Genomic DNA, 25,005 nt, shown 5'->3' with positions numbered 1-25,005 from the left:
CACGGCCGCGATCACGAGCTTCCTGGTGGACATGAGCGAGCATCCGCCCACCGGCCATTCCCATGTCCCGCGACACGCTATACCGATGACCCGAGACACCCCATTCCGATGTCCTGAGACCACACACCACACGGGGCACCGATGCTCTCGCAGGGCTACGCCCCGGGCCCAAACACCGCATCTGGTTCTGCAGGCGTTCGCGGGCCCACCACCCATGAGAACCGCCCCTGTCTCCGAGACCGGCAAACCGATACATTTCCTCCGTCGTGCTTGGCGCGCCGTCAACGCGGCACGTCCAAGCCGAGTCGACGACGAGGACAGGAGCGGCCATGACCACCCAGGCACCCGTGCTGAGCACCGGCTCGGAGGAGTCCGGCACCAGCCCGGAGAGACCGGGCAGCAGCACCAGGGACACCCCGGCCGGCGTCGTCCCCGGAACCGCCGGCAGGACCGACCGCACCTGGCTGCGCGCCACCGGGGACGCCGCCTGGCGGTTCGTCGGCATCGCCGCCGCGATCGCCCTGGTGGTCTACCTGATCAGCCTCGTGCAGATCGTGTTCGTCGCCGTCTACCTGGCGCTGGTGCTGACCGCCGTCCTCCTGCCCCTGGGCAACCTGTACGACCGGGCCCTGCCCCGCGCGCTGGCGATGGTGGCGTCGCTGCTGACCCTGCTCGCGGTCGTGGGAAGTCTGACCACGTACGTGGTCGCGACGATCACCGCCCGCTCCGAGGACCTCGTCGCCCAGCTCACCACCGGTCTCGACTCCCTCGCAGCCTCCCTGCCGTTCGACGTGGGCACCAGCGAGGACTGGCTCGTGAACGGCGGCGCCTGGTTCGAGAGGAACAGCGGCGCGGTCCTCGACCAGGCCCTGCAGGGTGCGAACCTCGCCGCGACGGGCGTCACCGTCGTCGTGCTGGCGGTGTTCCTCACGATCTTCTTCCTCACCGGCGGCGGTTCCATCTGGCGCTGGTTCATCGCACAACTGCCCGCGCGGCTCCAGCGCACCTGGGAGGCCGGCGGGGAGACCGGCTGGCGCACGTTCTCCGGCTACACCCGCGGCATCGCGTTCGTGGCCCTCGCCGACGCGACGATGGCGGGGATCTTCCTGACCGTCATGGGCAACCCGCTCGCCCTGCCGCTCACCGTGGTCGTCTTCCTGGCGGTGTTCGTGCCGATGGTGGGTCCCGTCGCGGCGATCGTCATCAGCGCGGCCGTCACGCTCGCGACCGGGGACCCGACGGCGGCGATCATCGTCGCCGTCGGGATGACCGTCATCGCCCAGATCGACGCCAACGTGCTGCAGCCCCTCATCACCGGCAAGCAGGTGAACCTGCACCCGGTGGCGATGGCGCTCGCCATCACCTGCGGCACGGTGCTCGCCGGGCTGCTGGGTGCGGTGATCTCGGTCCCGCTCACCGCGGTGTCGTGGGCCGTGTTCAGCCGTCTGCGGCGTCAGCCGGGCACCGACGGCGGCGTCGCGGCCGGCAGGGCGGACGATCCCGGACGCGACGCCGCGAACAACGACGGTGCGGGCGATGACAGTACGGGCGATGACGGTGAAGGCGCGCCGACACCGGCCGCCGGCCTGCCCGCCGCCACGCAGTAGCGTGTCGCCATGGGGATGTTCACGCACCTGCCGGCCGCCGTCCGCGACACACTCCGCGAGCACGGTGCGGACCGGCCGCTGGCCCGCACCGAGCTCGACGACGGCGGCTGGGCGTTCGCGTCCCGGGCCGCACTCATCGTGACCACGGGCGGCGACGTCACGGTCGACCGGGAATGGTGCGACGTCGACCGCGCGGCCGCCGACCCCGCGAGCGGGACCATCACCGTCGAGTGGGTCGACGGCGGCGCCCCGCTGGTGCTGCGGCCCAGGACCGGCACGAGCACATCCTTCCCGCAGGCGTTGCGCGAACGGGTGCAGTGGTCCGTGGTGCACTCCGCTCCCGTGAACCTGCCAGGAGGCCGGTCCGCCCGCGTGGCCGTGCGGCGCAGGGCGAACGGCGAGCTGTTCTCCCAGGTGGTAGGCGGCGCAGACCTCGACCTGAGCGATCCGGCGGTCGCCGCCGCCGTCGACGCCGCGGAGTCCCGCGCCCGCTCCGCCGTCGGCCTTCCGGTGTGACCGACGTCGCTGTCGGACCGGCCGCATCCGATTCGAGGCCACCGCACGGGACCTGCTACTCTTTTCCAGGTCGCCGGGCGGAACACCGCTCAGGTGGCACGATCCCCCGTAGCTCAGCTGGCAGAGCGTCCGACTGTTAATCGGCAGGTCACTGGTTCAAGTCCAGTCGGGGGAGCCCACAAAACCGCAGGCCGGAGCCCTTTGGCTCCGGCCTGCGGTGCGTTCCGGCGCAGTTCACCCGCCGCCGGGAGAACGGCTCAGCACCCGCCACAGGTGTAGTAGAGGATGTCCCAGTGGTTGCCCTCGTCGGTATACAGGTTCCCGGAGGCGGCCCGGTACTGGTAGCCCCATCCCGAGATGTACCCGACGTAGGTGAAGTTGCTCGTGATGTAGTTGCCGACGCAGCTGTACTTCGAGATGTCGAGCTTGTAGCCGTTCCAGTGGCTGTAGGTCCCGCTGGAGTGGCCGGTCTCGGTGCCACCGGTGATGTTGATGGCGCAGCCGCTGGCCGACTTGAGCGTCTTGATGCCGTCGATCGTGGTCTGGCGCACCTGCTCGAACGAGGTGCAGGTCGAGTTGTACCTGTTGCTGCAGTTGCCGCTGGACGACCAGGTGATGCCGGCAGCGCTGAGCTGCGAAGCGGCCTGGGCGTGCGTGAGGTAGGTCGCGGCCGTGGCCGGCGGGGCGACGGCGAGGGTGAGGGCGGCCGCGGCGGTGACGGCCAGGCTGATCACGCGTCGGAGAACTCGGGCCATGATACCTCCAGGTCCAGGATGAACAGGGCAAAATGACCATACAGGCGCGCAGGGCACGGCGAAAGACCGGGACGACGACGAGCCCGCGCCGCTCGGGCGGGCCAGCCCTCCTGGGTACCTCGGCCGGGCCTTCTCAGCCCCCCGCCAACCGTGCGTGCAGCGCCATGGCCGAGAGGTCGGTCAGGGAGGCCACCTGGTCGATCACCACGCGCAGGCGCCCGGCGTCGTCGGCGGCGTCCTTCCAGTCGGCCGCGAACAGCGGCTCCAGCGCCTCGGGGCGCGCGGTAAGCGCGTGCACCAGATCGGTGAGGATCTCCCGCTCGCGCTCGTAGCGCGGCTCCATCCCGCGGGGCGCCATCACGTAGGTCACGGCGATCCCCTTGAGCGCGAGGATCTCGTGCTCCGTCTCCTCGGGCACCATGAGCCGGGCCGCGTACCGCGCGAGCGGACCGTCGCCGTACTCGCTCCGGGTCGCCGCGACGGCCGCGCCCACGAACCGGCCGATGAGCTGGCTGGTCATGTCCTTGAGGGACGCCAGCGACTGTCGCGACCCGTCGTAGGCGCGCAGCAGATACCCCTCGCCGCGCAGATAGTCCTGCAGCCGCCCGATCGCCGCGTCGACGGCGTCGGCCGAGTACCACGCCCCGTACCAGTTCCGTACGTGCTCGGCGACGCGCGCCCGCTCCTCCGCGTGAGCCATGAGATCGAGGTCGATCCGGCCCGCCACCACGCCGTCCTCGACGTCGTGCACCGAGTAGGCGATGTCGTCGGCCAGGTCCATGACCTGCGCCTCCAGGCACTTGAGCCCGACCGGCGCGTGGTCCCGCAGCCAGGTGAACACGGGGACGTCGTCCGGGTAGACGCCGAACTTGCCGCTCGGCCGTCCGTCAGGACGTTCGGGTCCCGTGCCGTACGCCCACGGATACTTCACGCTCGCGTCCAGGGTGGCGCGCGTCAGGTTCAGCCCGACGGGCCGCCCGTCCTCGGCGAAGACCTTCGGCTCCAGACGGGTCAGCAGCCGCAGCGTCTGGGCGTTCCCCTCGAAGCCCCCGATCCCGCCGGCCAGTTCCGCGAGCGCCGTCTCCCCGTTGTGCCCGAAGGGCGGGTGGCCCAGGTCGTGGGTGAGGCAGGCGGTGTCGACGACGTCGGGGTCGCAGCCCAGGCTGCGACCGGTCTCGCGGCCCACCTGCGCGACCTCGAGGGAGTGGGTGAGGCGGGTGCGGACGAAGTCGTCGTGCCCGGCGCCGAGCACCTGGGTCTTGGCGCCGAGACGGCGCAGGGCGGAGGAGTGCACGACGCGGGCGCGGTCGCGTTCGAAGGGGGTGCGCGTGATGGACTTGGGCGGTTCCGCGACCCATCGCTCGACGTCGTGCTCGCTGTACGACGCCGATGCGGCGGGGGCGGCGGTCTCGTTCACGCCCACCAGGCTAGCCGTGCGGGAGGGCAGCTCCGCACGCGTCGGTGATCGTCCTCAAGCCGTTCCGGGCGCGGAGCGACGGGCCTGGCGTCCCGGCGCGCTGCCCCGCCGGCGTGCTCAGTGGGCGGGCGACGCCGGCCGGTCCTTGGGCATGAGGGCGACGGCCAGGAGCATGAGCGCCGCGCAGACCGCGGTGGCGATGAAGACCAGGTGCATCGCCTGTGCGAGACCGGGGCCCGACGGCGTCCCGTCCGCGCCCACGGTGGCGTGCGCGTTGACGATGGCGCCGAAGACGGCCACGCCCACCGCGGAGCCGAGTGACCGGGAGAACATGTTGAGCCCGGTGACGGCGCCCCGCTCGTGCCACGGGGCGCTGGTCTGAGCCGCGATGAGGGTGGGTACCGCGGTCAGTCCCATGCCGGCTCCGAGGAAGAACGTCGTGGCGCCGACCTGCCAGACGGTGGAGTTCTCGCCGAGCAGGAACACGGCGAGCACCGAGCCGGCGAGCACGAGCACCGAGCCGATCAGGCCGGTGGCACGGAATCCGATCCGGAGGTAGAAGCTTCCGGAGTAGGTGGCGGTGAGCGGCCAGCCCAGCATCATCGCGGCGAGGGCGAATCCGGCGATCAGGGGGCCTACGCCGAGCACGCCCTGCGCGTAGATCGGGATGTAGGTGGAAAGCCCGAGCACGATGACGCCGACCATCAGGGCGGCGGACGTGGAGGAGCCGATGACCCTGCGGCGCAGGACCCGCAGGTCGAACACCGGGTGGGCGGTGCGCAGGGCCCACCACGCGAAACCGCCCAGCAGCACGGCGGCGAGGACGAAGAGACCCGCTGTCAGCACCGGCGGCAGGGAGGCGCCCTCCAGCAGGCCGAGCAGCAGGGTGGTGCTGCCGGCTGTGAGGAGGGCCGCGCCCGTGTAGTCGATCGGCTCGCGGGCGCCCTCCCGCTCGGGTTCGTGGAAGCTGCGCCACAGCATGCCGGCTGCCAGGACGGCCAGCGGGACGTTGATCCAGAAGATCCAGCGCCACGAGGCGTACTGCGAGAACACCCCGCCCAGGGTGGGACCGACGACGCTGGACATCGCCCAGACGCTTGCCAGGTATCCCTGGGTCTTGGCGCGCTCGGCGAGGGTGTAGACGTCGGACACGATCGTCATCGACATGGGCACGACGGCGCCCGCGCCGAGGCCCTGAACGACCCGTCCCACGATGAGCCACGTCATGGTTCCGGCCAGCCCGCACAGCACCGAGCCCAGCAGGAACAGCCCGATGCCGGCGAGCATGACGCGTTTACGGCCGAGCACGTCGGCGAGACGCCCGTACACGGGGACGCTCACCGCCTGCGCCAGCATGTAGACGGAGAAGACCCAGGGCAGCCGCTCGAACTCCCCGAGTTCGTGGGCGATGGTCTGGGCGGCGGTCGCGAGGATCGTGGCGTCCAGCGCGACCAGCGAGGCCGCGAGCATGAGGGAGCCGAGGATGGGACCTCGCTCCGAGCGCAGGCCGACGCTGCGGCGGGTGACGGGCTGGGCGGGAGCGGGGGCGGTCATGCGAAGGCCTCGACACCGCCGGAGTTCAGAGTGCGCACTCCCGGTACAAGGTTGCCCAGGGCACCTCCTATTCCCGCGGGCCGTTCCTCGCACCCCGTGTGACGGACCGCGGCCGCCCCGCCACGGGCGAGGTCAGGACGCAGGTCAGGCGTTCGCCCCGACCGAGCCGTACTGCGCGTGGACCGCACGCAGCCGCTCTCCGGTCCTCCCCGGGAAGGCCCGTGCGAGGTCGGCAGGGGCGGCGCCGGAGAGGAAGTTGACGTAGGCGGGGCCGCGGTCCACGGCGATCCGTGCGGATGCCTCCGACACCCAGGCCCGCACGTCGGCCTCCTGGTCCGGCTCGGACGTCATCCCGGCGATCGTCGTCATGACGGCCTGGTCGCGGTGCGCGAAGGCCGTCTCCTCCACACCGGTCCTCGCGATCTCGCCCCCCATGATCCGCAGGTTGACCAGGGCCTGCGGTGCGGTGGCAGTGCGGACGGCATCGATCATCACCGCGGCCGCGGCCGCGTCGGGGACGTCGGTGAACCCGGTGGCGGTGGCTCCGCGCAGGCCCGCGGTGTCGGGGCCGCCGCCGAACATGGCCGGGTACGGCTTTGCCTCGACCAGGTCGACGAGAGGCGCATGGGCCCGCAGGGGGGCCAGGACGTCATCGGCGTCCCGGGGTGCCCCGGACCAGCAGACCAACGCCATGATCACGGGCTTGCCGTGCAGGTCGGCGGGCAGGAACGGCGCGGGCGGCGCGAGCATCACATTGACCATGCCCGACAGGTCGTCCGGGGCCGCGGCGATCGCAGCCACGACGTCGGACAGGACGTGCGGGTCGGGCCGCCAGGCGAGCATCCCGCCGACGACGTCCCGCGTCTCCTGGAGCCGCAGGTCCAGCCGGGTGACGACGCCGAGCCCCGCTCCTCCCCCGCGGAGCGCCCAGAAGAGGTCCGGCTCCTGGTCCGGTCCGGTCTCGACGACCCGGCCGTCGCCGAGGACCACCTCGGCGCCGGCCAGGTTGTCCAGCGTGAGCCCGTCGCGGCGGCTGAGGAAACCGATCCCGCCGCCGAGCGTGAGACCGGCGATCCCCACCGATCCGGTGTCGCCGAAACCGGTGGCCAGGCCGTGCTCGCCCGCGGCGCCGGTGTACGCCCCGGCGGTCGCGCCGCCCTGGGCGTGCCCGATCCGGGTGTCGCGATCGACACGGATGCCGTCCATGAGGCGCAGGTCGAGCACGAGGCCGCCGTCGAGCACCGAACTGCGGGCGTAGGAGTGGCCGCCGGAGCGGACGGTGTACGGCAGGCCCGCGTCCCGTGCCGCACGGACGGCGTCGGACACCTCGGCGGTGGTGCGGGGGCGGGCGAGCGCCGCCGGGACACGGGGGTCGCCGTCGAACACGGTGGCGGCGAGGGCCGGCAGCTCGGGCGACACCGAGGTGAGCAGGCGGTCGCCGAACGCGTCGGCGAGCGCGGAGAGCGAAGGGTGCGGTGAGACGGTCGGCACGAGATCCTCCAGGTCTGGGACAAGCGTTCGAGTGAAACCTTAGATCTCGAATGATTAGATGGCAAGGGGTTTTTGCCGATACGCTCGGGGCATGCTCAACGCCCCTGAGGACCATCCGCCCGAGCAACCACCGGCGGGCGGCTCCGGCGGGTCGCAGCCGATCGCGGTCGCCCTGTGGAAGACCGCGCAACCCCTGATCCGCGGGTTCGACGCGATGCTCACCGAGCACGGCACGTCCTGGCAGGTATGGCACATCCTGCTCGCCCTGAGCAGCAGCACGCCCGGGACGCAGAGGGCTCTCGCGAGCGCGGTCGGCATCCGCGAGGCCACCCTCACCCACCACCTCCGCACCATGGAGGACAAGGGGCTGATCGTCCGCACCCGGATGCCCGAGAACCGGCGCGTGCAGCACGTCGAGGTCACCGAGGCCGGCGGCCGGCTCTTCGACGAGCTGAAGACTTCCGCCATCGAGTTCGACCGCCGCCTGAGGGACGCCATCGGCCCGGACGACGAGGTCTCCCGATTCCTCGGGGTGCTCGGACGGCTGGCAGCGGCCGCACCGGAAGGCGGCCGCGACATCCTCCCGGAGGACTGGCCACGCCAGCCCGGATCGTAGAGCCGCCAGGAGCAGGACCGGGCAGCACGCGGCGCCGCCCCCTGGGCAGCCCGTGACGGCAGCGGGCAGCACGCCGCGAGCCGGTGCAGCACAGGCACAGGCACCGGCGTACGGCCGGCCGCGCGCTAAACGCTTCGGCGCCTACCCCCGCCCACCGCCGTCGTCGGACGCTGACGCGACAGCTCGTACCGACGAAGGAGTGGAGACGAGTGACGGCGACAGCGAAGACACTGACACGAGCACGCGCAGCGGTGATGGCCGCGGCGCTCGCGCTGTGCGGGGCCCTGCTGGTGGTGGCCGATCCGGCGCCGCCCGAGGCACAGGCGCACGGCACACCCTTGTTCCCCGAGTCCAGGACGTACGCCTGCTACCGCGACGGCATCGACAACGGCGAGGGCGGCGGCCTGAACCCGCAGAACCCGAAGTGTGCGGCGGCACTGGCGCAGTACGGCAACTACGCGTTCTACAACTGGTTCGGAAACCTCATCTCCGACGCCGGCGACCGGCACCGCGAGATCATTCCCGACGGCAACCTGTGCGGCCCGGGCGACGACTTCGCGGGGATGCGTCCGGGCGGCACCGACTGGCCGGCGACGCAGGTCGAGGCCGGACAGGGCGTCACGTTCCGGTACGCGGCCTGGGCAGACCACCCGGGCAAGTTCATGCAGTACGTCACCAGGGACGGATGGGACCCGGGCCAGCCGCTGAAGTGGTCCGACCTGGAGGCGGAGCCGTTCGACGTGGCGTACGACCCACCGACGCAGGACGGCCCCGAAGGCGCGGAGTACTACTGGGACGCCACCCTCCCCGACAAGCAGGGACGTCACATCATCTACTCGATCTGGGAGCGCTCGGACAGCCCGGAGGCGTTCTACAGCTGCTCGGACGTGGTGTTCGGTGAAGGGGGCGGCGAACCGACGCCCACGCCTACGCCCACGCCCACCGACTCTCCGGAGCCCGGCGCCTGCGAGGTCACGGTCACGCCGGTGAACTCCTGGGACGGCGGCTACCAGGGCGCGGTCGAGCTGACCAGCCAGAACGCCGTCGACGGCTGGGACCTGACAGTGACGCTCCCGGGCGTTGGGACGGTGACGCAGTCGTGGAACAGCGAGTTCTCGCAGACGGGTGAGACCGTGACGTTCTCCGACGCCGGCTGGAACGGATCGCTCCCGGCCGGCGGCAGCGCGACGTTCGGGTACCTCGCCGACGGCGTGCCCGCGGCGGCGTCGGCCGCCACGCTCAACGGGACGTCCTGCGCGCTCGGCTGACGAACCTCACCACGGCCGCGGGGTGAATCCCGTCGACGAGGCGGACACGGGCCTCGGCGACGGCTTCACCCCGCGGCCCCTTTCGCGCGCGCTCGTGGTGCGGCCGGCCGGACCGGCCGTGACCTGACCCGCGGCCCGCGGCCCACGCCCACGCCCGCGCCCGCGCCCGCGGCGAACCCTTGCCCACCGCACAGTGGCGTCGCTATAGTTTGGGCACTTGCCCAAGTCGATCGCCCAAGGAGCGGACGTGGTCCCGACGACAAGCGCCGAACGAGGACGCGCGGTGCGCGCGCAACTGCTGGCGGCAGCACGTGAGCTCGTGAGCGAGATCGGGTGGAACGCGGTCAGCACGCGAAACCTGGCCGATCGGGCCGGGGTGCGCGCGGGCCTGGTGCACTACCACTTCGAGTCCCTGCAGGCCCTGCTGCGCCAGGCCGCCGTCGAGGGGATGCGCGCCATGCTCGACGAGGCCGTCGACTGGTGGGCGCGGGCAGACGATCCCGCCGACGGGATCGAGGCACTGCTGACCGGCCTCGACCAGTACGAGGGGGACGACCCCGCCTCCCTCCTGTTCGTCGAGGCGTATCTCGCGGCGACACGGGATCCCTTGCTGCGCACGCAGATGGCGGACCTCATGCTCGGCTTCCGAGGCAGCCTGGTCACGGCCCTGGAACAGGCCGGGCACCCCACCCCCGAGGCGACGGCGATCGTGGTCCTGGCCACGCTCGACGGCTTCCTGCTGCACAAGGGCCTGGATCCCGGGCTCTCGGCCGCGACGATCATGCCCGTGCTGCGACAACTCGCCGGGACGGGCCTCAGCCCCGACCCGGCCGAACCGGAAGGAAGAAACGGATGAAGGCAATCGTCTGCGGAGCTGGAATCGCCGGGCTGGCTGCGGCCGGCCGGCTCCACCACCACGGGTGGGAGGTGCTCGTCGTCGACTCGGCACCCCGACCGCGCGGGCAGGGCTACATGATCGACTTCTTCGGCCCGGGGTTCCAGGCCATCACCGCGATGGGGCTGCTGCCACAGCTGCGGGAGGTGGCGAGCCCGGTCGACGAGCTCCGGTACATCGACGGACACGGCCGCACGACGGTCAGCGTGGCCTACTCACGGTTCACCAAGGCGCTCGACGGTGAGGTCGTCAGCATCATGCGGCCTGCCCTCGAACAGATGCTGCGCGATGCCCTGCCCGACGACGTCGAGCTGCGCTTCGGCACCACGATCGACCGGATCGACGACGACGCCGTCGAACTGTCGGACGGCACGGTCACCGACGCGGACCTCGTGGTCGGGGCCGACGGGATCCACTCACGCGTCCGGTCACTCGTGTTCGGTCCCGAGCGCGACGACCTGCGGCCCCTCGGGATGCACACCGGTGCCTTCGTCTTCACCGACCCCGAGCTGCACCAGCAGGTGCGGCAGCAGTTCGTGCTCACCGAGACGTTGAACCGGCAGATCGGTCTCTACGGGATCGGCGAGGACCAGGTCGCCGTCTTCGCCGTGCACAGGACGGCCGACCTGAGCCTTCCGGCAGATCCGCGCCGGACGCTGCAGTCCGAGTACCAGGGGATGGGTGACCTGGCCGAGCGCGCCCTGGCCCAGTGTCCGCCGTCGGACGAGATCTACTACGACCTCGTCGCGCAGATCGACACGCCCCGCTGGCACACGGACCGCGTGGTGCTGATCGGCGACGCGGCCCACGCGGTGTCGCTGGTGGCCGGGCAGGGCGCCTCACTCGGAGTGGCGGGCGCCTACGTCCTCGCCGAGCGGCTGAGCCGCGCCGCCACCGTGGCCGAGGGGCTGGCGGACTACGAACGGCTGTGGCGGCCGACGGCCGGCGGGATCCAGGCGAGCGCCCGGGACCGGGCGGCCGACTGGTTCGTCCCGACCACGACGACGAAACTCCTGCTGCGCCGCTGGGGCTTCCGCGCGATGCGGCTGCCGGGCCTCGACAAGATCCTGGTGGGGCCGCTCTTCCCGAAGGACCACCGGACGGTCGCGGAACTCGTGGCCTGATCCCCGGCGGAGGCGGCGCGGTCGCAGCCGCCGATCCGTTCGCCGGGCGGCGTCGTACGGCCGGAGCACGCGCGAGGCTGTCGTGATCGCAGTGCCCGCGCCCGCACGGCGGCCCGTCGCGCGGGCGCGGGACTCACTTGGAGTTGCTGTACCAGCTCAGGCCGCCGGGGAGGTTGATCGAGTGCTTCTTCGTCCGGGAGTTCCACGTCCAGAAGCCGAGCTTGATGCTCATCGACGACAGCCCCTTCTGGGTGATGTTGAACTTCAACGGCCCGAGCGACAGCCGCTTGCGGTACCGGAGATTGCCTCCGCCGAGCTTCACAATTCTCTCCCTCTCCAGCAACGAGCCGTGGGCCACGGATGCCCACGGCAGAACTCTGGGCAAAGAGTATCGAACACATGTAGTCCGACAAATCAAAGTATGACGTGGCCGGTGGTGCGTCACCCCTGCGCGTGCCCGGGGCGACCGCAGAGGGGGTCCGGCGCGACGGGCGCCCTCGCCGTCGGCCCCGGACGACCGCGCGCCGGAGGAGCCTGTGGACGATGTCCACCGTCCCCTCGGCCCCGCATAGACTCACCTGCGTGGCAGGGATCATCAGGCGCGAGGACGTGGACGAGGTACGCGAGCGCGCGCATATCGACGAGGTGATCTCCGCCCACGTCACGCTCAAGCCCGCAGGCGTGGGCTCGCTCAAGGGTCTGTGCCCCTTCCACGACGAACGCTCCCCCAGCTTCAACGTGCGCCCCAGCGTCGGGCGGTACCACTGCTTCGGCTGCGGCGAGGGCGGCGACGTCTTCACCTTCCTGATGAAGATGGACGGCATGGGGTTCGCCGAGGCGGTGGAGCACCTCGCGGCGAAGGTCGGCGTCCAGCTCCGCTACGAGGACGGCGGCCCGGCGCGGCCCCGCGAGGAACCCGGCAAGCGACAGCGCCTGCTCGACGCGCACCGCGTCGCCCAGGAGTACTACGCCGAGCAGCTCATGACGCCCGCCGCCGCGCCCGCGCGCCGCATGCTTGCCGAGCGCAGTTTCGAACGCGCGGACGCCGAGCGCTTCGGCGTCGGCTTCGCGCCCCAGGGATGGGAGAACCTGGCCCGGCACCTGCAAGGGCGGGGCTTCACGCGGGACGAGCTGATCACCGCGGGCCTCGTCAGCCAGGGCCAGCGCGGCGTCTACGACCGCTTCCGCGGCCGCGTGATCTGGCCCATCCGCGACGTCACCGGCGCGGTCATCGGGTTCGGCGCCCGCAGGCTGTTCGACGACGACAACGGCCCCAAGTACCTGAACACCCCCGAGACGCCGCTCTACAAGAAGTCTCAGGTGCTGTACGGGATCGACCTGGCCAAGCGCGAGATCGCGAAGGACCGCAAGGTGGTCGTCGTCGAGGGCTACACCGACGTCATGGCCGCGCACCTGTCCGGGGTCACCACGGCTGTGGCCACCTGCGGCACCGCGTTCGGCGCGGAGCACGCACGCGTGGTGCGGCGCCTGATGGGCGACACGGCGGCAGGCGGCGGCCTGCAGCTACGATCCGGCGCGTCGCTGGGGGGCGAGGTCATCTTCACGTTCGACGGCGACGAGGCCGGGCAGAAGGCCGCCGAGCGCGCGTTCGGCCAGGACCAGCAGTTCTACGCCCAGACGTTCGTCGCAGTGGCCGACGGCGGCATGGACCCCTGCGACCTGCGCGTCGCCCAAGGACCGGAGGCCGTCAAGGCGCTGGTGGACGGCCGTAAACCGCTGTTCGAGTTCGTCATCCGGACCGACCTCAAGGGCTTCGACCTGGGCACCGCCGAGGGCCGGGTCGGCGCACTGCGCCAGGCCGCGCCGCGCGTCGCCGAGATCCGCGACACCGCCCTGCGCCCCGAGTACACACGCATGCTGGCCGGCTGGCTCGGCATGGACGAGCGCACGGTGAGCCAGGAGGTCCGGCGGGCGGCGGGCGCCCCGTCGCGACGAGGCACGCCGGACGGCCGCGGGAACGACGGCGGTCGTGGCGCGGCCGGGCGTGGCGGCGCGGCCGGGCGTGGCGGCGGCCCTGGCCTGCGTGGCGTCCCGGGCGGTGGAGCGGGAGGTCCTGGTAACGGGGCAGGAGGTCCCGGTGGCGCTGGGGTTCCGGGTGACACGGGAGCCTCGAACGGTGACGGCGCCTCCGGCCTGGGCGGCGTCCTTCCGTCGTCGGACACCGGCCTCCCGGCCCCGGACCCGCGGGATCCTGTGGCACGCGCCGAGCACCTGGTGCTGGCCGCGGTGCTCCAGTACCCGGAGCACGTGCCCGAGGCGTTCGACGAGCTGGCAGCCGATTCCTTCCTCACGCCGGCCTGGCGCGTGCTCCACGACACGATCGTGGCCGCCGGTGGTGCGATCACCGGCCGCGCGATCGGTGCGGCGGCATGGGTCGACGAGGTCACGGAACAGGCGCCGGACTCCGTGGCGCACCTGATTCCGGGGCTCGCCGTGGCCAGCCTGCCCGTGGAGGAGGCGAGCCTGCCGGGCTTCGTCGCCGATCTCGTCCGGCGACGCATCCAGGAGGGCCTGAACCGGCAGATCGCCGACGCACGGCGCAGACTCCAACAGACGGACCCCTCCGACTTCGAGACCTATCAGGCCGCCAACGCGGAGGTGCTCAAACTCCAGGAGCAGCACCGCGCCCTCCGCGAGAGCGCCTGACACCCGAGGCGGCCGGGCGCTCAAGGGCGACCTGGCACTCGACGGCCGCCAGACGCTCGGGATTGCCGCGCGGCCGGGATTGCCGCGCGGCCGGGATTGCCGCGCGGCCGGGATTGCCGCTCGGCCGGGATTGCCGCTCGGCCGGGATTGTCGCGCGGCCGGGAGACAGCCGTGTGGTCGGGGGTTTGGCGTGTGGTCGGTCAAGTGATTGACCGACCACACGCCAAACCCCCGACCACACGAGAGCTCCGCCGCGGACCCACTCCTCGACCCCCCGCCACAACCTTCCCCGCACCGTGGTCGCGGGTGTGCTCCACCCGGGGCGCGCGCGACGGGAGGCCCTCGTCAGCCCTTGACCGAGCCCGCCGTCAGCCCGCCGACGATGTACTTCTGCAGCAGCAGGAACAGCACCACCACGGGGATCGCCGCCAGGACGGCACCCGCGGAGAACAGCCCCCAGGGTGCGTTGCGCTCGTCGGAGGCCCACTGGTAGAGGCCGACCGCCAGTGTCAGCCGGTCCGGGCTCTGCAGCACCGTCTTGGCGATGATGAACTCGCCGAACGTCGCGATGAAGCTGAGCAGCCCCACCACGGCGAGGATGGGCGAGACGAGCCGCAGGATGATGGTCCAGAAGATCTGGGCGTGGCTCGCGCCGTCGATCTTCGCTGCCTCGTCGATCTCCCGCGGCACGGTGTTGAAGAACCCGTACATGAGGAACGTGTTCACCCCGAGCGCTCCGCCCAGATACACCGCGATGAGGGCCAGGGTCGAGTTGGTGCCCAGGATCGGGATCACGTCCCCGATGGTGAGCAGCACCAGGAAGATGGCCACGACGGCCAGCATCTGCGGGAACATCTGCACCAGCAGAAGGGTGGTCAGCGCGCCGCGCCGTCCGGAGAACCGGAACCGGCTGAACGCATAGGCAGCCGCCCCGCCCATCAGGACGGTGCCGGCCGCGGAGGTGACGGCGACGACGAACGAGTTGAGGAACCAGCGCCAGTAGCGCGACTCGAACAGCTCGGCGTAGTTGTTCCAGCCCACCTCGCCGAAGAGACGGTTGGACCCGGTGAACGTCCCCGACGGGTTGAGCGACGCCGAGATCACGTACAGCAGCGGGACCACGCAGATCACCACCATCACGATCCCCACCACGTGCCGCCAGCCCACCTCGGCCCACCAGCGCACGCCGCGCGGGCCGGCGTCGTGCCGGATCGTGTACCGGTCCTCGCGGGGCGCGGACTCGCGGGGCGCCGCCTTGGTCAGCACGCTCACAGTTCCTCCAAGGTCCGGGTGCGGCGGAAGCCGAGCCAGGAGATGAGGCCGACGATCACGAAGATCAGCAGCGACACCGCGCTGGCGAGTCCGTACTGCTTGACGCCCGAGTCGAACGCCACGGAGTACACCATCGAGATGAGGATGTCCGTGTGTCCCACGAGCACCGGGGCGCCCTCGAAGTGCGGCCCACCGCCGGTCAGCATGTAGATGAGCGCAAAGTTGTTGAAGTTGAAGGCGAACGCCGAGATCAGCAGCGGTGCGGTGGACACCATGAGCAGCGGCAGCGTGATCGAGCGGATCGCGCGCCACCGGCTGGCGCCGTCCACCCGGGCCGACTCGAGCACGTCGCCCGGGAGGGACTGCAAGGCGCCCGTGGTCACGAGGAACATGTACGGGAACCCGAGCCACAGGTTCACGGCCAGGACGGACACCTTGGCGAGCCACGGATCCGTGAGCCACGGGATCTGCGCCCCGCCGAGCAGCACCTCGTTCACCCAGCCGAACTTCTCGTTCAGCATCCCGCGCCACACGAGCGTGGCGAGGAAGGCGGGGAAGGCGTACGGCAGGATCAGCAGCGACCGGTAGATCTTGCGCCCCTTGACGCGCGGGTCGTTGAACACCATCGCGAGGAACAGGCCCAGCGCGAAGGTGGTGATCACGGACAGCCCCGCGAACACGAACGTCCACACCAGCACCTGGAGGAACGGGCCGGCCAGCCGGTCCTCCGTGAAGATCGCCGTGAAGTTCTCGAGGCCCACCCCGACGCGCCAGCCCGGTGTGAGCTGGTCACCGTCCGCGGAGACGAACGAGCCGTGGTCGTTCGGCGTGTACGTCACGCCGGTGTTCGTGTTCGTGAAGGTGTCGGCCGCGGCGTCGTACACGAGGACCGGCGCGGCCACGAACCCGAGAGAACCGTCCTGGGTGCGCAGACCGCCCGCGGCCGGATCGTCGGAGAACGGCACCCGCAGTTCGGTGATTTCGGCCGAGCGCGAGATGAGCTCGGCGAACTCCAGCGTGGTCCAGCCGTCGACACCGGTCACCTGTGTGCCGTCGTCGGACCCTGACGCCGGCGCCAACGGTGCGGTCGCGTCGCCGACGGCGACCTCGCCGTCGCGCAGGATCGCGAACCCCAGCTCCCCGTCACGCTCCACGACGGTGAGCGGGAACGTCTCCGACCCCTCCACACGCCGCTCGTTCTGCGCGGAGATCGCGGCGACGGCGTCCGCCTTGGTGGAGTTGTGGCCGTCCCCGTAGTTGGTGAAAGCCACGTACGCCGTGTACAGCATCACGAACAGCTGGAAGGCCAGCAGCAGCACCAGCCCTGGGTACAGGTACTTCGCCGGGAGCATCCGGCGGGAGAAGTACACCCAGTCCGCGGCCGCCACGGCCAGTGCCAGGAACACGGCCACACCCCAGGAACCCACCACGACGGCGGTCCAGACCCCGTACAGGCCCAGCGCGTTCACCGCCGCCATGAGCACGATCTTCACGTACCAGCCCGGTCCGGTACGACGGGCATGGGAGTCGCTTCCCCGCTTGCCGTCCGCACGGGGCGGGCTTGCGAGTGACACGTCGGTCATCGTCGCCTCTCCGTCTGTCGCGTGGCAGCGCCCGCCCGGCCATGGAGGCCGCGACGAGCGCTACCGCTCACGTCTCGTTGTCGCGATCAGCGTCAGCCGGCGATGGCGTCCTGAATGTTGCCGACCATCGTGTTCCAGGCCTTGGCCGGGTCCTTGGCCTTGCCCTGGATGAGCTCGACCTCGGTCACGCCCCAGAACTGCCACACCGAGCCCATCTCGGGGATGGACGGCATCGGCGCGGAACCGGCGGCGTCGGAGAACTGCTGCATGATGGCGTCGTCGACCTGGCCGGCGGCCTCGATCGAGGCGGGGGCGCGGCCACCGGCCTCGGCAAGGCGGAGCTGCACGTCGGTGGAGCCCAGGAAGTTGGTCACGAAGTCGTTGGCGACCAGCGCGTTCTCGCTCTTGGCGCTGACGAAGGCACCCTGAACACCGACGAACGGCTCGGCGGGCTCGCCACCGGCGCTCGGGACGGGCAGCACGGAGATGTTCATGCCCGCGCCGGTGAACTCGGAGGCGTACCAGGGGCCGGTCACCATGTACGGGGTCTTGCCGTCGAGGAAGAGCTGCTTGGCCTTCTCACCGTCGATCGCGGGGTCGAGGACGCCCTCGTCGCCGAGCTTGCCGAGGTAGTCGGCGAACGCGTCACCGGCGTCGCCGCCGAGAGCGAGGTCGGGGCTGTAGGAGCCGTCGGCGTTCTGCTCGAAGACCGGGGCGCCGAACGAGGTCTGCAGCGGGTAGAGGTGGTAGGCGTCGCCCTCGTCACCCTGCTGGATGATGACCGGGTAGTCGGCGCCGGTGTCGTCGTTCTGCGCGACCAGGTCGTCGAAGGTGTCAGGGGTGTCCGACACGAGGTCGTCGTTGCGGACCAGCGCGATGTTCTCCACCGCGTACGGAACGCCGTAGACGGCGCCGTCGTAGGTGAACGCGGCGAGGGACACGTCGGAGAAGCCCGACGCCTTGTCCCCGAGCTCGATGGGCTGGACCACGCCGTTGGTGACGAACTCACCGGTCCAGTCGTGGGCGCCGACGACGATGTCCGGGCCCTTGCCGGTCGGAACCTGCTGGACGAACTCCTGGCGGATGTCGCCCGAGGCCTTCTGCACGACCTCCATGTCGATGCCGCGCTCGGCCGAGTACTCCTCGGCGAGCTCGGTGAAGATGTCGATCCGGGTCTCGTCGACCCACACCGTCAGACTGCCTTCCAGCTCAGGCGCGGCCGACTCCTCGGCTGCGGGCTCCTCGCCGCCCGAGCAGGCGGCCAGCGCAAGCGTTGCCGTGACGGCGGTCGCCGCCGTCAGGATGCTCCGTCGCATCGGTACTCCCAGTAGGTTCACGGTCACGACCGGCGTGGTCGCGGACCTGGTTCTTGTCCGACGGCGTGGTGCCTGCGCGTCTGCGCCGGTCTCACCGGCCATCGCGAGGCCGTATGCCCTCGATCCGATGGGCCTGACCGTAGAGGCGTTGCAAGGCGTTGTGCAAGTTCTTGCGATAAAGTTTCAGCATCGGAGTGCGGGCGCGCTGGTCGCGGCCTCACCGAGCGAGCGCGCAACGGCCGCCTTGCGGCACGACGGCGACATCCCGGACGAGTTCGACGACGAAACGGTGACACGATGCGAACGCGAAGTACGACGACACGCGCGATGTCACCTAGGCTTCCTCTCGTGCGCACCCGACTCTCCGATCTCGCTGCCCAGGCCGGCGTGTCCACGGCGACGGTCTCCCGCGTACTGAACGGCAAGCCGGGAGTCGCCGGCCAGACCCGCCAGGCCGTCCTGACCGCCCTCGACGTGCTCGGCTACGAGCGCCCGGCGGCCCTGCGCGCCCGCCCGGCGGGGCTTGTCGGCCTGGTGGTGCCGGAGCTGTCGAACCCGGTGTTCCCCGCATTCGCACAGGCGATCGAGTCGCAGCTGAACGAGCACGGCTACACGCCGCTGCTGTGCACCCAGTCGCCCGGCGGCACCACCGAGGACGAGTACGTCGAGACGCTGCTCGACCACTCCGTGGACGGGATCGTGTTCGCCTCGGGCAAGCACGCCGACATGCGCGCCTCGCGGGAGCGGTACCAGCGGCTGCGTGGCCGCGGAATGCCGATCGTCCTGGTCAACGGGTACGCCGAAGGCATCGACGCGCCGTTCGTCTCTCCCGACGACGCCGCCAGCATCGAACTGTCCGTACGCCACCTGGTCTCGCTCGGGCATCGCAGGATCGGCCTGGCGATCGGTCCCGACCGGTTCGTGCCCGCGCGGCGCAAGATCGACGCCTTCTGCACCGAACTGGTCACCCATGGGCTGGCCGACAGCGTCGAGGAGGCCAAGGAGAAGCACATCGTCGGCACCCTGTACACGCTGGAAGGCGGGCAAGCGGCCACGAGCGAGCTCATCGCCGCTGGTCACACAGGGATCGTGACCGGTTCGGACCTGATGGCCCTCGGCGCGATCCGCGCCGTCCGGCAGCGCGGGCTGTCCGTACCCGAGGACGTGTCCGTGGTCGGGTACGACGACTCCCCGCTCGTGGCCTTCACCGACCCGCCGCTGACCACGGTGCGCCAGCCCGTGACCGACATGGCTCGCGCCGCGGTGTCGGCCCTGCTCACGGAGATCCACGGGGAGCGCGCGCCGCGCACGGAGCTGCTCTTCACGCCCGAGCTCGTGGTGCGCGGCTCCACCGGGGCGGCGCCCACTCCCTGAGGCACCGGCCCCGTCGGCGCCCCGACCCACCTCCGAGCTCGATCCGTTGACGTCGAGCGGACGCCGGGTTCCGCCCGACGCCGGCGAACAAACTCCCAGCCACACCCCCACACCGCCGAACATTCGCTTGTGCCGCGTCTCACAGTCGTTGAAACGACCCAACCGGCTGCTCGGCAAGGACGCACCCGCTCGCCATCCACGTCGTGGAGATCACTGCCACGGATCGCGATCGGGCTGTACGCTCCCTGCAACGTTCTGCAACAATCTTGCAGGCGCACGGTGCCCAGACCGGTGCGCGCAGACCCCAGACGACACTTCCGACTTCCCGAGGACGATTCATCGATGACTCGCACCGAACGCCCCGCCGTGCCCCTGACCGGCGGCGACCAGATCCACGCCCCCGCGCCGGGTACCGAGTGGTGGCGCGACGCCGTCATCTACCAGGTGTACCCGCGCTCGTTCGCCGACGGGAACGGCGACGGGATGGGTGATCTGCCCGGCATCACGTCCCGGCTCGACCACCTGGCGAAGCTCGGGGTCGACGCCGTCTGGCTCAGCCCGTTCTACCGCTCCCCGCAGAAGGACGCCGGGTACGACGTCACCGACTACCGGCAGGTCGACCCGCGTTTCGGCACCCTCGACGACTTCGACGCGATGCGTGCCCGCGCGCACGAGCTCGGCCTGCGCGTCATCGTCGACCTGGTCCCGAACCACAGCTCCGACCAGCACGTCTGGTTCCAGGAGGCGCTGGCCGCCGCGCCCGGTTCCCTCGCGCGCGACCGCTACATGTTCCGCGACGGGAAGGGAGCCGACGGCGCCGAGCCGCCCAACAACTGGCAGTCGATCTTCGGCGGCCCCGCATGGACCCGGCTCGCGCCCCGCGAGGACGACGGCCCGGCGGGTCCGCAGTGGTACCTGCACCTGTTCGACTCCTCCCAGCCGGACCTGAACTGGGACAACGCGGAGGTCCGCGCCGAGTTCGAGGACGTGCTGCGCTTCTGGCTGGACCGGGGCGTGGACGGCTTCCGGGTCGACGTGGCGCACGGCATGATCAAGGAGACCGGCCTGCCCGACTGGGACGGAAAGGTCGCCATGGTCGAGGGCTCCGACGGCGCGAACGGCGGCTCGAACGAGGGCCCCATGTTCGACCAGGACGGCGTGCACGAGATCTACCGCGCGTGGCACAAGGTGCTCGACGAGTACGACGGCGACCGCTGCCTCGTGGCCGAGGCCTGGGTCAGCCCCATGTCACGCCTCGCGCGGTACGTGCGCGAGGACGAGATGCAGCAGGCGTTCAACTTCGCGTTCCTTGTCACCAAGTGGAACGCGGGCAAGCTCCGCGACGTGGTCACCGAGTCGCTGGAGACCATGGACGCCGTCGGCGCCCCCACCACCTGGGTGCTGTCGAACCACGACGTCGTGCGGCACGCCTCCCGTCTCGGCCTGGACGAGACGGCCGACGGCCCGATGAACGGCATCGGCCCGGCGGACGTCCAGCCCGACGCCGAGCTCGGCCTGCGCCGCGCCCGCGCCGCGACGCTGCTCATGCTGAGCCTGCCCGGCTCCGCCTACCTCTACCAGGGCGAGGAGCTCGGCCTGCCCGACCACACCACGCTGCCCGACGACGTCCGCCAGGACCCGGCGTTCTTCCGCACCCACGGTGCCGAGGTCGGCCGGGACGGCTGCCGCATCCCGCTGCCGTGGGAGGCCGACCGGCCGGGTCTGGGCTTCGGGCCCTCGGACGCGACGTGGCTCCCCCAGCCGGAGTCCTACCGCGCCCTGGCCGCGGACCAGCAGTACGGCGTCGACGGCTCGACGTTCGAGCTGTACCGCGGCGCGCTCGGCCTGCGCCGGGCCGAGCGCCTGGGCCAGGGCGGACTGACCTGGGTGGCCGGGTACGCAGACGCTGCGGACGTGGTGGCGCTGCGAGTGGCCGACGTGATCGTCCTGTCGAACCTCGGGGCCGCTCCGGTGGTCCTGCCCGAGGGAGCCGAGGTGCTCATCGCGTCAGGGCCTCTGACGGAGTCGGCAGAGGGCATCGCGCTGCCGACGGACACGACCGTCTGGATTCGCGGCTGAGCGCAGCGTCAGGCCGGGAGTCCGGCACCTGAACACTGCGTCGGGCCGGGAACTCCGGACCGCGTCAACGGGCGGTGGCGCTGCGGCGTCGCCGCCCGTCGGTCCTCCCACGGGCTTCGGGCCGCCGTTCCGGCGTACCTGCCGCCGACAGTGCGCAGACGGGGCGCCGCCGCCGGTTGGTCAGCCTGCGGGACCCGCGTCACCGTTCCAGCACACCCGCCGCGGACAGCACGCCGACGAGGTGCTGCCGCCCGCCCGTTCACCCTGCGGGACCGCGCGTCACCGTTCGGCGCGCCCGCTGTCGACAGCACGCAGCCGCCCATCGCCGTGGTGAGGGGACGAACGCACGAGTGGGCGGTCGTCGGGCGCAATGGGTAGCTCTCCCCGTCGCGTTCTCCCTGGTGGCTGGGTACGTTCCTCGGGATGACCCAGCCCGGCGAGAGGAGCCGCTGATGCCCGTTCCGACGCTCGGTTCGGAGCCCGGCTCCGGCCCTGCGCCTGTCCCGATCGACACCGAGGAGTGGCGGCGGCTGCTGCGTGCCGCACGCACCGGCGCGACCGACGGCGACGTCGGCCTCCTCGCCGATCAGCTGATCGCGCCCGTGACAGCAGTGCTGGCGACGACGGCGGGTGGGAAGGGCATGCGATCGCGCGTGACGGCCGCCAACGGGCGGAGCGCGGTCGTGACGCACCGGATCGTGGAGGTCGACGGCGAGACCCGGGCCGAGCCCGGCGCGAGAGTCACGTTCACGAGCACCGATCGGGTGTGGCAGTCGCTCGCCCCGGACCTGCCGGACCTCGAACCGCTGCGAGCTCCGGCCGAGGGCGCGGAGCCGCCAGGCGGCGGGTTGGCCGCGACCGCGGAGCTGGGAGGCAGCGCGGACCTGGCGGACGGGGCGAAGCCGAGAGGCGGCACCGAACTGGCCGAAGACGCCGAGCCGGCGGAAGGCGCCGAGCTGGCGATGGGCGCAGTGCCGGTGATGGGCGCAGTGCCGGCAGACAGCACAGTTCTGGCGGACAGCACGGTGCCGGCGGACAGCACGGTGCCGGCAGGCGCTCGACCGAACGCCCTGGCACCCGAGGCGATGTGGGAACTGCTGGGCCGTGAGGAGTGCACCGTCCACGTACAGGTCGAGGCCTGGCGTGGCAGCAGCACGCCGGTCATGGTGCGCAGCAGGCAGTGGTGGGTGGTCGACGGCCGCCTGTTCGACGTGCACGACGACGGCGGTGACCTGCGACTGATCGAGCACCCGGCGGGCTCGGTGGCGCGCGAGCTGCGGCGTGCCTTGCAGGAGGCCGTCGAGGCGACAGGTCCGGCAGGCACGCCCGACTGACCCTCGTTCGTGACACCGCGCCCCTCCGCCGGCTGGTCCCGTCGGGAGCACCTGGTCCGGACTCGGCGCGTGGTCGGTACCCCCACGTGAACATGACTCCGCGTGAACATGACTCCGCGTGGTCGGGGGTTTGGCGCGTGGTCGGGGGTTTGGCGCGTGGTCGGTCAATCACTTGACCGACCACGCGTCAAACCCCCGACCACACGAGCCGGGTGTGTGCGGGCGGGCCCGCCGGGTGGACCCGCCCACCGTCCTGCCTCTACTTCCAGGTGTCGTTGAGATCGAGCGAGCCGTCCGCGCCCACCGTGGCGGTGCGGTTCCCGCCGCTCTCCCAGGTGACGTTGCCGCTCCCGTCGATCTTCACGTACTTGTACTCGAAGGTGGTTCCGGCCGGGAGGTCGACGGTGCCGGTCCAGGTCGGGTACGACGCCGACGACAGCGCCACCCCGTTCGCCGGCGTCCACGACCCGAGCTCGGGCTGGTTGCCGACCAGGTAGATGTTCTGGCCCCACACCGTCTCGGCGTACACCGCTACCGAGACGTCGCCCGTCTGCGGCGGCGTCGTCGGCGAACCGCCCGACGTCGCGCCGACGTGCACGGCCACTGCGCCGTACGCGGGGAGGGTCGCGTTGAGCTGGCCGGAGCCGTTCACCGTGAGTGTGACCGAGCAGTCGGAGGCGGCGACGACGTCGCAGTAGGTGCCCGCCGGGAGCGAGGTCTGGTAGGTGCGTGTCACCGACGATCCGGTGTTGTTGATGGCGACGTAGCCGCTCTGGCCGCGGCCGTAGCCGATGTTGTTGTTGCCGTCGTCCCACCAGTTCGTCACGGCGGTGCCGGCGACCTCGTTGTGGAAGCCGACCATGCCCTGGATCTCGGTCCAGCGCTGGGTGCAGGTGAACACGCCGTTGCAGTCGGCGTCGGGCACGGTGGTGCTGGTGGATCCGGGCACGCCGGCGTCGTTGTCGGAGAACTCGTAGCCCGAGAAGACCGTGGGCGAGCCATACGGCCAGGACAACATGAACGTGTTGGCCAGGACGTACTTGGCGCCCCACTTGTAGTTCATCGTCTCGCCGTTGCGCTCGGTGTCGTGGTTGTCCACGAACACGCTCGCGACGCCGTCGGGCAGCTTGTTGTCGCCGATGTAGCGCAGGTTCTTGATCTGACCGTCGAAGTCGCCCTTGAGCTGGCGGCCGTAGTCGAACTCGTGCACGTCGCCGGTGCCCGTGTACTCCGAGGGCTGGATCGGCTCACCGGCAGACCCGATGACCTCCTGGACCCAGAACGCGCCCGACGTCTGCGCCTTGATGGCGGCGAGGTCCGTCGCCGGGATGTGCTTGGCCGCGTCGATGCGGAACCCGTCGACGCCGAGCGACGTCAGGTCGTCGAAGTAGTCCGCGAGCCGGCCGCGCACGTAGTCGGAACCGGTACGCAGGTCCTGCAGGCTGACCAGGCGGCAGTTCTGCACCTCCCACCGGTCGCCGTAGTTGCTGATGTTCGTCTCGCAGTCGTTGAAGTCGTTGCTGCCGTAGATGCCGGGGAAGTAGTCCTGGCCGTAGGTGCTGCCCGCGACGCCGGATCCGGAGTCCGCGGCCATGTGGTTGACGACGGCGTCCGCGATGACGCCGACGCCGGCCGAGTGGCAGGCGTTGACCATCGCGGCAAACTCGGCGCGCGTGCCGAGCTTGGACTCGATCTGGTACGACACGGGCTGGTAGGAGGTCCACCACTGGGTTCCGGTGACGTGCTCGTTCGGCGGAGATACCTGGACGTAGGCGAATCCCGCCGGGCCGATGGTGCTCGTGCACTCCGAGGCCACGGAGTCCCAGGTCCACTGGAAGAGGTTGAGGATGACGTCCTTGCCGTCGCGCGGGGGCGTGCTGGCGGCGGCGTCCTTCGACGTGGCGGTGGCGAGGCCGAGCATGGCGACAGTCATGAGGGCTGCCGCCAAGGCTGTGAACAGGGCGAACAACGGTGTTCGGCGCGTCATTGCGTCTCCTGGAGGTTGTACTGACTGAGTGTGCAGCAACTTTGCTGCAAGGTTTTTCAGAACCCGTTGCAAGACGATACAGAGGGTCAGGTGGAAAGAAAAGGGCGGAGCAGACTCCCCCTCCCGCACCCCTGTCTCTTATACACATCT

General features: G+C 71.0%; 19 protein-coding genes and 1 tRNA gene. 11 read left to right on the top strand and 9 right to left on the bottom strand.

Translation table 11 applies throughout. The features are described 5' to 3' along the window. Positions 1 to 329: 329 nt before the first annotated feature. The 3 genes from HGK34_RS19600 to HGK34_RS19590 all read left to right on the top strand — a co-directional run bounded on the left by HGK34_RS19600 (position 330) and on the right by HGK34_RS19590 (position 2,298). The gene (locus HGK34_RS19600) at positions 330 to 1,607 is read left to right on the top strand and encodes an AI-2E family transporter (protein WP_201850572.1); all 1,278 of its coding nucleotides are present in this window, start codon (positions 330 to 332) and stop codon (positions 1,605 to 1,607) included. A 9-nt stretch (positions 1,608 to 1,616) separates the two neighbouring features. After that, positions 1,617 to 2,123 (top strand): hypothetical protein, encoded by a 507-nt coding sequence (locus HGK34_RS19595; RefSeq protein WP_244666967.1) that lies wholly within the window; start codon positions 1,617 to 1,619, stop codon positions 2,121 to 2,123. 102 nt (positions 2,124 to 2,225) lie between these two features. Continuing rightward, positions 2,226 to 2,298, top strand: a tRNA-Asn gene (locus HGK34_RS19590). A gap of 82 nt (positions 2,299 to 2,380) precedes the next feature. Here HGK34_RS19590 and HGK34_RS19585 read toward each other — a convergent pair. The 4 genes from HGK34_RS19585 to HGK34_RS19570 form a co-directional block, all read right to left on the bottom strand. Further along, a complete protein-coding gene (locus HGK34_RS19585) occupies positions 2,381 to 2,878 on the bottom strand; it encodes a hypothetical protein (protein WP_244666966.1) in 498 nt (165 codons plus the stop codon). 133 nt (positions 2,879 to 3,011) lie between these two features. Next, positions 3,012 to 4,295 carry a deoxyguanosinetriphosphate triphosphohydrolase gene (locus tag HGK34_RS19580; protein ID WP_201850570.1) on the bottom strand — a complete coding sequence of 428 codons (1,284 nt, stop codon included), beginning with the start codon at positions 4,293 to 4,295 and terminating at the stop codon, positions 3,012 to 3,014. Between the two features lie 117 nt (positions 4,296 to 4,412). Next, entirely contained in the window at positions 4,413 to 5,849 is a 1,437-nt protein-coding gene (locus HGK34_RS19575) for an MDR family MFS transporter (RefSeq protein WP_201850568.1), read from the bottom strand. Positions 5,850 to 5,993: 144 nt separating this feature from the next. Continuing rightward, a complete protein-coding gene (locus tag HGK34_RS19570) occupies positions 5,994 to 7,340 on the bottom strand; it encodes an FAD-binding oxidoreductase (RefSeq protein WP_201850566.1) in 1,347 nt (448 codons plus the stop codon). A 91-nt stretch (positions 7,341 to 7,431) separates the two neighbouring features. On the opposite strand from HGK34_RS19570, the gene HGK34_RS19565 reads away from it, so the two are divergent. The 4 genes from HGK34_RS19565 (at position 7,432) to HGK34_RS19550 (ending at position 11,243) form a co-directional block, all read left to right on the top strand. Further along, a complete protein-coding gene (locus HGK34_RS19565; RefSeq protein ID WP_201850563.1) occupies positions 7,432 to 7,956 on the top strand; it encodes a MarR family winged helix-turn-helix transcriptional regulator in 525 nt (174 codons plus the stop codon). Positions 7,957 to 8,165: 209 nt separating this feature from the next. After that, positions 8,166 to 9,224 carry a lytic polysaccharide monooxygenase auxiliary activity family 9 protein gene (locus HGK34_RS19560; protein ID WP_201850561.1) on the top strand — a complete coding sequence of 353 codons (1,059 nt, stop codon included), beginning with the start codon at positions 8,166 to 8,168 and terminating at the stop codon, positions 9,222 to 9,224. A 247-nt stretch (positions 9,225 to 9,471) separates the two neighbouring features. After that, the gene (locus HGK34_RS19555) at positions 9,472 to 10,080 is read left to right on the top strand and encodes a TetR/AcrR family transcriptional regulator (protein WP_201850559.1); all 609 of its coding nucleotides are present in this window, start codon (positions 9,472 to 9,474) and stop codon (positions 10,078 to 10,080) included. Beyond that, positions 10,077 to 11,243 carry an FAD-dependent monooxygenase gene (locus HGK34_RS19550; RefSeq protein WP_201850557.1) on the top strand — a complete coding sequence of 389 codons (1,167 nt, stop codon included), beginning with the start codon at positions 10,077 to 10,079 and terminating at the stop codon, positions 11,241 to 11,243. The genes HGK34_RS19555 and HGK34_RS19550 overlap by 4 nt, the downstream gene beginning before the upstream one ends. 133 nt (positions 11,244 to 11,376) lie before the next feature. Here HGK34_RS19550 and HGK34_RS23345 read toward each other — a convergent pair whose 3' ends face one another. After that, on the bottom strand, positions 11,377 to 11,565 hold the full coding sequence (locus HGK34_RS23345; protein ID WP_201850555.1) for a DUF4236 domain-containing protein: 189 nt from the start codon (positions 11,563 to 11,565) through the stop codon (positions 11,377 to 11,379). Positions 11,566 to 11,825: 260 nt separating this feature from the next. Here HGK34_RS23345 and dnaG point away from each other — a divergent pair, with 260 nt between their 5' ends. Further along, positions 11,826 to 13,910: a DNA primase gene (dnaG, locus tag HGK34_RS19540; RefSeq protein ID WP_201850553.1), complete on the top strand. Its 2,085-nt coding sequence runs from the start codon at positions 11,826 to 11,828 to the stop codon at positions 13,908 to 13,910. 345 nt (positions 13,911 to 14,255) lie between these two features. Here dnaG and HGK34_RS19535 read toward each other — a convergent pair whose 3' ends face one another. The 3 genes from HGK34_RS19535 to HGK34_RS19525 form a co-directional block, all read right to left on the bottom strand. Beyond that, entirely contained in the window at positions 14,256 to 15,182 is a 927-nt protein-coding gene (locus tag HGK34_RS19535) for a sugar ABC transporter permease (protein ID WP_372433167.1), read from the bottom strand. Beyond that, positions 15,179 to 16,765: an ABC transporter permease subunit gene (locus tag HGK34_RS19530; protein WP_201850551.1), complete on the bottom strand. Its 1,587-nt coding sequence runs from the start codon at positions 16,763 to 16,765 to the stop codon at positions 15,179 to 15,181. Before HGK34_RS19530 ends, HGK34_RS19535 begins: the two co-directional genes overlap by 4 nt. Before the next feature lie 92 nt (positions 16,766 to 16,857). After that, positions 16,858 to 18,081, bottom strand: coding sequence for a sugar ABC transporter substrate-binding protein (locus HGK34_RS19525; protein ID WP_201850549.1), 1,224 nt, complete (start codon positions 18,079 to 18,081; stop codon positions 16,858 to 16,860). 327 nt (positions 18,082 to 18,408) lie between these two features. Between HGK34_RS19525 and HGK34_RS19520 the strand changes: the two genes are divergently transcribed. The 3 genes from HGK34_RS19520 to HGK34_RS19510 all read left to right on the top strand — a co-directional run bounded on the left by HGK34_RS19520 (position 18,409) and on the right by HGK34_RS19510 (position 22,868). Next, a complete protein-coding gene (locus HGK34_RS19520; RefSeq protein ID WP_201850574.1) occupies positions 18,409 to 19,455 on the top strand; it encodes a LacI family DNA-binding transcriptional regulator in 1,047 nt (348 codons plus the stop codon). Between the two features lie 342 nt (positions 19,456 to 19,797). Further along, complete coding sequence (locus tag HGK34_RS19515) at positions 19,798 to 21,534, top strand: glycoside hydrolase family 13 protein (protein ID WP_201850547.1); 1,737 nt, start codon at positions 19,798 to 19,800, stop codon at positions 21,532 to 21,534. A 452-nt stretch (positions 21,535 to 21,986) separates the two neighbouring features. Continuing rightward, complete coding sequence (locus tag HGK34_RS19510; protein WP_201850545.1) at positions 21,987 to 22,868, top strand: hypothetical protein; 882 nt, start codon at positions 21,987 to 21,989, stop codon at positions 22,866 to 22,868. Positions 22,869 to 23,127: 259 nt separating this feature from the next. Here HGK34_RS19510 and HGK34_RS19505 read toward each other — a convergent pair whose 3' ends face one another. Further along, complete coding sequence (locus tag HGK34_RS19505) at positions 23,128 to 24,855, bottom strand: carbohydrate-binding module family 20 domain-containing protein (RefSeq protein ID WP_201850543.1); 1,728 nt, start codon at positions 24,853 to 24,855, stop codon at positions 23,128 to 23,130. Positions 24,856 to 25,005: the final 150 nt, after the last annotated feature.

It is taken from the genome of Myceligenerans indicum (assembly GCF_016742955.1).
Taxonomy (GTDB): domain Bacteria; phylum Actinomycetota; class Actinomycetes; order Actinomycetales; family Cellulomonadaceae; genus Myceligenerans; species Myceligenerans indicum.
This window is presented reverse-complemented; position numbering and strand designations above follow the sequence as displayed.